The organism is Brachybacterium sp. AOP3-A1-3, from assembly GCF_052378285.1.
GTDB lineage: Bacteria > Actinomycetota > Actinomycetes > Actinomycetales > Dermabacteraceae > Brachybacterium.
Map to the genome: position 1 here is coordinate 1 of NZ_JBQSXM010000063.1, position 754 is coordinate 754.

Genomic DNA, 754 nt, shown 5'->3' on the forward strand with positions numbered 1-754 from the left:
CAGCCCCGCCTGCATCGGCGAGAGCCCCTGAACCTGTTGCAGGTACTGGGTGAACAGGGAGTACACCCCTCCCAATGCCGCAGCCGACAGGAGGAAAACGGTGAGCGCTCCACTGACGGTGCGGTTGGCGAACAGTCGCACATCCAGTAGAGGGTGTGTGGCCCGCAGCTGCCGGATCACGAACCATAGACCGATCAGCGCTCCGGCGACCAGCAGTCCGATCGATGGCCCGACCGGCTCCTGGGTAGCGAAGCGCTTGATGCTGTAGATGATCCCGAGTAGCGAGGCGACGAGAAGTAGGGCGCTGAACAGGTCGATCTTCGCAGTACGGTCCCTGTGCTCAGGTAGGAGCAGCGGGGCACCGATCGCGACCAGCGCCATCACCGGGACGGCGACTAGGAAGGTCGACTGCCAGCCGAACGCCTCGAGCAGGAGCCCGCTGAGCAGGGGGCCGAGCGCGACACCTGCGGAGATGCCGCCGGCCCACACCCCGATCGCGATTCCGCGGGCCTTCGGGTCGGCGAACAGCACGAAGATCAGCCCGAGGGTGGAGGGAAGCATCATGGCTCCTCCGAGCCCGAGAACGGCTCGCCAGAGGATCATCAGCTCCGGGCTCGTCGTCAGCGCCGCGGCGATCGAGACGATCCCGAACACGATGGCGCCGATCACCATGAGTCGGCGCTTGCCGACGCGGTCGCCGAGGACGCCCATCGCGACGAGGAACCCGGCCATCACGAACCCGTAGATGTCGAGA

At 66.3% G+C, this 754-nt stretch carries 1 protein-coding gene; it reads right to left on the reverse strand.

Translation table 11 applies throughout. The features are described 5' to 3' along the window. A partial coding sequence (locus tag ACT3T5_RS19590; protein ID WP_444595331.1) for an MFS transporter occupies positions 1–754 on the reverse strand: 754 nt, incomplete at both ends.